General features: G+C 58.1%; 7 protein-coding genes. 3 read left to right on the forward strand and 4 right to left on the reverse strand.

Translation table 11 applies throughout. The annotated features are described in order from the left end of the window. Both ABYV26_RS18095 and ABYV26_RS18100 read left to right on the forward strand, forming a co-directional pair. Positions 1–1,073: peroxidase family protein (locus ABYV26_RS18095; protein ID WP_372682758.1), on the forward strand; the 1,073-nt coding region annotated here is incomplete at its 5' end. Between the two features lie 243 nt (positions 1,074–1,316). Further along, a complete protein-coding gene (locus tag ABYV26_RS18100) occupies positions 1,317–1,517 on the forward strand; it encodes a hypothetical protein (RefSeq protein ID WP_372682759.1) in 201 nt (66 codons plus the stop codon). 345 nt (positions 1,518–1,862) lie between these two features. Here the strand turns inward: ABYV26_RS18100 and ABYV26_RS18105 are convergent, their stop codons facing one another. After that, complete coding sequence (locus tag ABYV26_RS18105) at positions 1,863–2,285, reverse strand: aconitase X swivel domain-containing protein (RefSeq protein WP_372682760.1); 423 nt, start codon at positions 2,283–2,285, stop codon at positions 1,863–1,865. Further along, positions 2,285–3,595, reverse strand: a complete 1,311-nt coding sequence (locus ABYV26_RS18110) for an aconitase X (protein WP_372682761.1) — start codon at positions 3,593–3,595, stop codon at positions 2,285–2,287. The genes ABYV26_RS18105 and ABYV26_RS18110 overlap by 1 nt, the downstream gene beginning before the upstream one ends. Positions 3,596–3,873: 278 nt before the next feature. Between ABYV26_RS18110 and ABYV26_RS18115 the strand changes: the two genes are divergently transcribed. After that, positions 3,874–4,074: a cold-shock protein gene (locus ABYV26_RS18115; RefSeq protein ID WP_372682762.1), complete on the forward strand. Its 201-nt coding sequence runs from the start codon at positions 3,874–3,876 to the stop codon at positions 4,072–4,074. Between the two features lie 153 nt (positions 4,075–4,227). Here the strand turns inward: ABYV26_RS18115 and ABYV26_RS18120 are convergent, their stop codons facing one another. Further along, positions 4,228–5,589, reverse strand: coding sequence for an acetyl-CoA hydrolase/transferase family protein (locus tag ABYV26_RS18120; protein ID WP_372682763.1), 1,362 nt, complete (start codon positions 5,587–5,589; stop codon positions 4,228–4,230). 415 nt (positions 5,590–6,004) lie between these two features. Next, positions 6,005–6,222: acyl-CoA dehydrogenase family protein (locus tag ABYV26_RS18125; RefSeq protein ID WP_372682764.1), on the reverse strand; the 218-nt coding region annotated here is incomplete at its 5' end.

Genomic DNA, 6,222 nt, shown 5'->3' on the forward strand with positions numbered 1-6,222 from the left:
TGAAGTTCGATCCGATCTACGAGCCGATCGCGCGGCGCTACCAGCAGAACCCTGAGGAATTCGCGGACGCCTTCGCCCGCGCCTGGTTCAAGCTGACCCACCGCGACATGGGCCCCCGCGCTCGCTATCTCGGTCCGGAAGTCCCGGCCGAGGAACTGATCTGGCAGGACCCGATGCCCGCCGTCGATCATGCGTTGATCGACGAAAAGGACATCGCCGACCTCCAGGGCAAGATCCTTGCCTCCGGGCTGTCGGTATCCCAACTGGTCTCGACCGCCTGGGCCTCGGCATCCACCTTCCGCGGTTCCGACATGCGCGGTGGGGCCAACGGGGCACGCATCCGGCTCGAACCGCAGAGGGATTGGGAGGTCAACCAGCCCAAGCAGCTAAAGGCGGTGCTGGAGGTCCTCGAGGGCATCCAAAAGGCGTTCAACGGCGCGCAGTCCGGCGGGAAGAAGGTGTCCCTCGCAGACCTGATTGTACTGGGCGGATGCGCAGGTGTCGAGCAGGCTGCCAAGAATGCCGGTCACCATGTGACCGTTCCCTTCTCTCCAGGACGAACGGATGCGACGCAAGAGCAAACCGATGTACCGTCGTTCGCCGTACTCCAACCGAAGGCAGACGGGTTCCGCAACTACCAAAAAACCAAATATGCCGTGTCTGCAGAGGAACTGCTGGTGGATCGGGCGCAACTGCTGACGCTGACCGCACCGGAGATGACGGTTCTCGTTGGCGGTCTGCGCGTCCTGAATGCCAACGTTGGACAGACCCCTTTCGGTGTCTTCACCAAGCGGCCGGAAACGCTGACCAATGACTTCTTCGTCAATCTGCTCGATATGCGTACGGAGTGGAAGCCAACCGCCAAAGACGAAGACCTGTTCGAAGGTCGTGATCGCACCAGTGGTGAGCTCAAGTGGACCGGCACCCGTGTCGACCTGGTCTTTGGGTCGAACTCCCAACTGCGGGCCTTGGCGGAAGTCTATGGAAGCAAGGATGCCCAAGAGAAGTTCGTGGCCGACTTCGTAGCGGCCTGGAACAAAGTCATGAACGTGGACCGCTTCGACCTCGCCTGATCGTTGCACCAACCTTGCGAAGGGGCTCTGAAGCCGACGCTGAACCGCGAATCGAGTGTTCCGGTAGCGATAGTTGCCGCGACTTGACGGATGTTTTGAACGTTGGCCCGGACCGCATCGAAAAGGTCCACCCAGACGATTGACCGGTATACGCAGGGCATTGGAGAAAACGAAAAAATAGGGTATAATATGGGGGAATCGGGGCCGCCGGGCCCCGACCCCTAACATTCAGGAGGTAATTTCATGGCCGAAAAGAAATTCAAGCAGGTGTGCGAGTGTAAAAACTGCGGCAACGAAGCCGAAATGGTGATCACCTGCTCCCTGGAAGAGGAGAAGGCGGTCACTGCGACACCCCATGTCGTACCCAAAGAACAGGGTAAAACGGAAGGCCATGCCGTCTGCAGCCACTGCGGCGGCGAGGCGGATATCTGGTTGGACATCTGACAGCGGCTGAATGACACCCGATTCGTTCAGGTGATAAATCGCATCGAATTGAATGGTTTGGAGAAAGGGCTGCCTGGCGACCGATGGGCGGCCCTTTGTCTTATCGGAATTCCCCAGCCCGGTTCCAACGCTGGTCAACCCTGTGACGCCGCATGGAGCATATGAAGATTTTTTTAGATCATTAGGAATATCTGGAGGATGCGGCCTTATTGTCCATTAAACCGGCGATATCCAGGGCCAGGACCCGTCAGCCAGATTCGTTCGGATGCCATCCCGGAGTCTGGTCGGTGCTGAGCAGGCTCTGCACCAGGGCACCGGAAAGCATTTCGATCAGCAGGGTAATGCCTAAACCCCCATCCTTTTGATCACAGTGAGTACTCCCCGATCCCCATCCACCCGCACCCGATCGCCGATGCGGATCAGGGCAAAGGGGTCGTCCTCCAGATCCGTAAGCACGGGTACGTTGAGCACGGCGGCCGTCACCGCCGTTCGTGAGTCGAGGCGAGGAAAGACCAGGGCGGCCGGGCCGCAGCCAGACACCTGGGCCGCGTGGAAGAAAATGGACCAGCCGTTCGAACCGCGGCTCCCCTCCAGGATCAGGACACTGCCTTTGAGGCTCATTCCTTCCAAAGGATGGCCGGGTTCCTTGACCTTGCCGGTGCGGATATCAACCCCACCCCAGCCAGTGATGGTACGCCGGCTGATCAAGGCTGGTCCTTCGGCCACACCGCCAAGGGCGCCTCTGCCGCGAATGACGACCGATTTCATCAGTGTCCCTCCCATATTCCGCTGACTGCAGTTTGCAGGCACTGCTCCACCGATCCGTAAAAAAGTCGTGCGTCGGTTTCCTGAGCCGCAGACATGCGCTGTTTGGCCGAGTCGTAGGCCGCCGTGCGCACGCCGGCGGGATATCCGCGTGTAGAGGGACAGCTGCCGGTAAGCAGGTGGGCGCCTGCCTTTTCAATGGTTCGGGTGTATCCGCATCGATCGGCCATATGCTTGAACGGGCCGGCGGTCCAGACGTGCACGACCGTGTCCGGATGAATACGGCGGCCATCCAGAAACGCAGCGATGCGACGGACTTCATCGATATGGTAGTGGGGGCAGCCCAAGGAAAGATAATCGATCCGCTGCCGGTCGTTGCCGTTGAGTTGGTCGATGGATTCGGCCACATCAGCGGCTGAAACGGTCATGCACGAATAATCCGCATTGCCGGCCAGGGCCCGCTGGATGGTGGTCGCCTCAGGGGTAATGCCTTCCAGGTGGCACATTTCAGTGCCGGCGGCGCAAGCCAGCGAAGCGAAAAAAGACTTGAGCCGGATGGCGTCCGGACGGGAATAACCACCGCTGATTAAGGGCACCGCCATGGGGGGCAGCCGAATACCCACCGCGTGCCCCAACACATCCCAATCGTGAACCGATTCCGGACGGGACTGGATGGTTACCACGTGGGTGGCCCGGCGGTTCTCCGGCAGATGCTTGCCCCACAGCGGGGTGAAACCACACACGGCGGCGCAGAAGCTGGCTTCGATGCCGTCGCCGTTGCCGAAAGCCCCCCAGAGGCTGTTCAGGAAAAGCACGGCGCTGGATTCGCAGCTGACGAAATGCTCCCCAGCCAACGGAACGAATCCAAGCAGATAGGGCACGCAGGATCCACTTAGGACGACGCCCGAATCCACAAACCGGGAGAGCATATCCAAGTTTTTCGCCTGTCGGCCCAGCCCGGCAAGCATTTTCTCCGGGACTTCAGTGCAATCCACCTCCACCCCACTGTAGCAGATACAGCTTCGATTCATCTGTTTTAATTGGGCAATCTGTCCAGTGCACAGGGACATGGTCGAAAAAATCCGGTCGAAGTCATCGGACCCGGCCACGTCCAGATAGTGGTGAGCACCGCAAAACAGGTCTGCCCAGGAGACCCGACACAGCCGTTCGGCCCCCAGAACCTTGGCGTAGCGCACGATCAGTTCCATGGCTTTTTGGGGGGCCCGGCCGCACTCGCCGTCCAGGATGGCCTTATGGGTATCGTCGAAATTCATTACCGCCCCTTCGCTTTGAAAAAAGTCTACGGAAGCCATACCTTCCTTTGGGCGAAATGGCAAACCAACCGGCAGCGCTTCAGGAAAACCGCGTGCAATCCACTGGAAAATGGCCTATGATGGTCTTATATTCAATCCTGTTCTGTGGCGTGGACCACGCCGACAGATCGGCAGCCGGACACCTCGGAGAAAATACCGGAGGGTTCACCGCCAAAGGACCGGTGAACGTTAAAACGGATTCATCCTCGGATTTGTGCATGCCTCAGTTTACAGGCTGGGTCGTTGCGCAAGAACACCAAAAAAGAAAGAGGCTTCTGATGGAAGGTCACATTAAATGGTACGACGAAAAAAAACGTTTCGGGTTTGTCACCACCCAGGAGAACGAAGATATTTTCCTGCATGTGTCGGGCATCAAGGAATACGGCCACTTCGGCCTGCAGCGCGATGACCGGGTGGAATTCGAAATCAGGGAAACGGCCAAAGGGAAGCAGGCCGTGAATCTGAGGCCTGCCAAATAGGGTTCACTTCAGATTGAAAGGGCGCCCCCTTTTCCGGGGTGCCCTCTTTTTTTTTCTCACCGCAGGCGCTGATCCACCCTCGCCCATCCCTCGACACCGTCCCGGTTTCCGGGGCACACCCTCTCAACGCGGTTCTCTTGCCTCGCTTCGCCTTTAAATCGTTTCGTATGGGTGGAATCCTTTGGGAACGCCATCGGTCAGCGCCCCCTTCGCATGGTGGAATTCGGGGCTGTCGTAAATTTTTTTCAACAAGCCTTCTTTGAACCGGGCTGATGCCAGATGGGCCATGCCCACGGCCCGTTCGGAAAGGCTCAACCCTCGGGGGTCGAAGGCTCCGTTCTCGGTGACGATAACCACAGGATCGGCCGCGATGGCCGTGGTGGTTATACCCTCCGGACACATGTCTACGATTTTCGACAGGCCCTTGGCCGTTACCGATTTAAGGGCGATGATCGGCACCCCGCCGCTGGAAAGATTGGCACCGCGGATGAAATCGCATTGGCCGCCTACGCCGCTGTAGATCTGCCTGGCTTTCATGGAGTCGGCCCAGATATTACCGTGAAGATCCACGCCGATGGCGCTGTTGATGGAAACCATGTTGGGTTGATCGGCGATGGTGAGGATACTGTTGGTGTAATCCGCCGGTCGGATTTGAACGGCGGAGTTGTAGTCCAGCCAGGCATAACCCGCTTGGCTGCCGGCCAGAAAGATTGAGGCAATGCTGAACTTGTTGCGGGTACTGGTGAAGCGGTTGGTCACCACCCCTTCATCCACCAGCCGGCGCATGGCATCGGCAAACAGCTCGGTGTGGATGCCCAGGTCCTTAACGCCTTTTTCCAGGATGGCATCGGTAACCGCCTCGGGAACCTGGCCGATTCCGTATTGAATGGTGCTGCGGTCCTTGACGAACAGACCGGCAATGATCCTTCCGATTCTGCGTGCCGGCTGGTCCGGGGGCTGAACCGGACTGACGGGCAGGGGGTAGTCGGTGTCCAGCAGGTAGTCGATCCAGGCACCGGGGACGGTGTCTCCCAGCACGAAGGGCATTTGGGCGTTGCGTTCGGCGACCACCAGACCGTTGCTGGACCTGACCGTTTCAATGGCCGCCATCACTCCCTCCATGGTGGTGCCCAGACTGAAGTTGCCCCCTTTGTCGGGTCCGGCCACCGTAAGCATGGCCACGTTGGGTTTCAGGTATTCGCGGACCTGCATGGGAATGTCGCCCAGGTGCATGAGTTGGTATTTGGCCCATCCCTTGTTGGCGGGCTCCCGGGTGTGGTGGCTGTTGAAAATGATACGGTGGGTAATTCGACTGCATGCCGCTTTGGTAAACAGGCCGGCCACATCGCCTAGAAAAAGGACGCCGATCAACTCCACCTCCCGAATCGATTCGTCGGCGGCCAGCTGCCGGAACATCGCCTGGGGCGTGGCCGCGTTCCCCGACGCATAAATCCGACTCCCCGGTGGCAGCAGCGACGCGTTGACGATATCCTCCACATGCTTAACGATTCTCATGTGTCCCTCATTGTCTGATTTTATCGTTCATCCATAGATACCGCTGATAAATACCCTAAAAGTTTTATTTTAGATTCGAAGGGTGTTTCGCACAACAATAAATAAAAAAGGGATCAAGGAACAACCGATATCGGCTGTTTCCCAATCCCTTATGAAATTTTATGAAGACTGGCTTGTCAGATTAGCGATCGACCATATCGTGTCTGTCAATCAATTGGTGATGCTTAATTGAACCCTTCCCGCGGCATGCCGCGGGGAATGCGCTCGCTATCGCGGTTCAATGTCCAATTCAGAAATGGCCGGTTGGGGTAAAGATCATGGGAATCGGCGGCCCCTCGGCAAAGAAGCATGCCCGCAAACCGACCGCAGCTGAAATCTGCCCTCAATTCCCCAATTCACAATCCCACAATTCGTCCTACCGGTTGGCCTTTCTATACCCCAACTGATCCAGGGCGATGATCCACTTGCAGATGTTCGCCGACCCCTCCACCATGTAATACGTCGGGGTGTCCCGGTAAAACCGGGCCACCGGGTATTCGGTCGAGTACCCGTAAGCCCCCAGGATGCGCATGGCATAGTTGGACGCCTTGCTCACCGCCTCCCCGGCAAAGTATTTGGCCATGGCCACGTCCA

Source organism: Desulfosarcina sp., from assembly GCF_041551955.1.
GTDB lineage: Bacteria > Desulfobacterota > Desulfobacteria > Desulfobacterales > Desulfosarcinaceae > Desulfosarcina.

Excerpts from the sequence above, each read along its gene's own strand:
- ABYV26_RS18100 (WP_372682759.1), top strand. The coding sequence starts at position 1,317 with ATGGCCGAAAAGAAATTCAAGCAGGTGTGCGAGTGTAAAAACTGCGGC.
- ABYV26_RS18105 (WP_372682760.1), bottom strand. The coding sequence starts at position 2,285 with ATGAAATCGGTCGTCATTCGCGGCAGAGGCGCCCTTGGCGGTGTGGCC.
- ABYV26_RS18110 (WP_372682761.1), bottom strand. The coding sequence starts at position 3,595 with ATGGCTTCCGTAGACTTTTTTCAAAGCGAAGGGGCGGTAATGAATTTC.
- ABYV26_RS18115 (WP_372682762.1), top strand. The coding sequence starts at position 3,874 with ATGGAAGGTCACATTAAATGGTACGACGAAAAAAAACGTTTCGGGTTT.
- ABYV26_RS18120 (WP_372682763.1), bottom strand. The coding sequence starts at position 5,589 with ATGAGAATCGTTAAGCATGTGGAGGATATCGTCAACGCGTCGCTGCTG.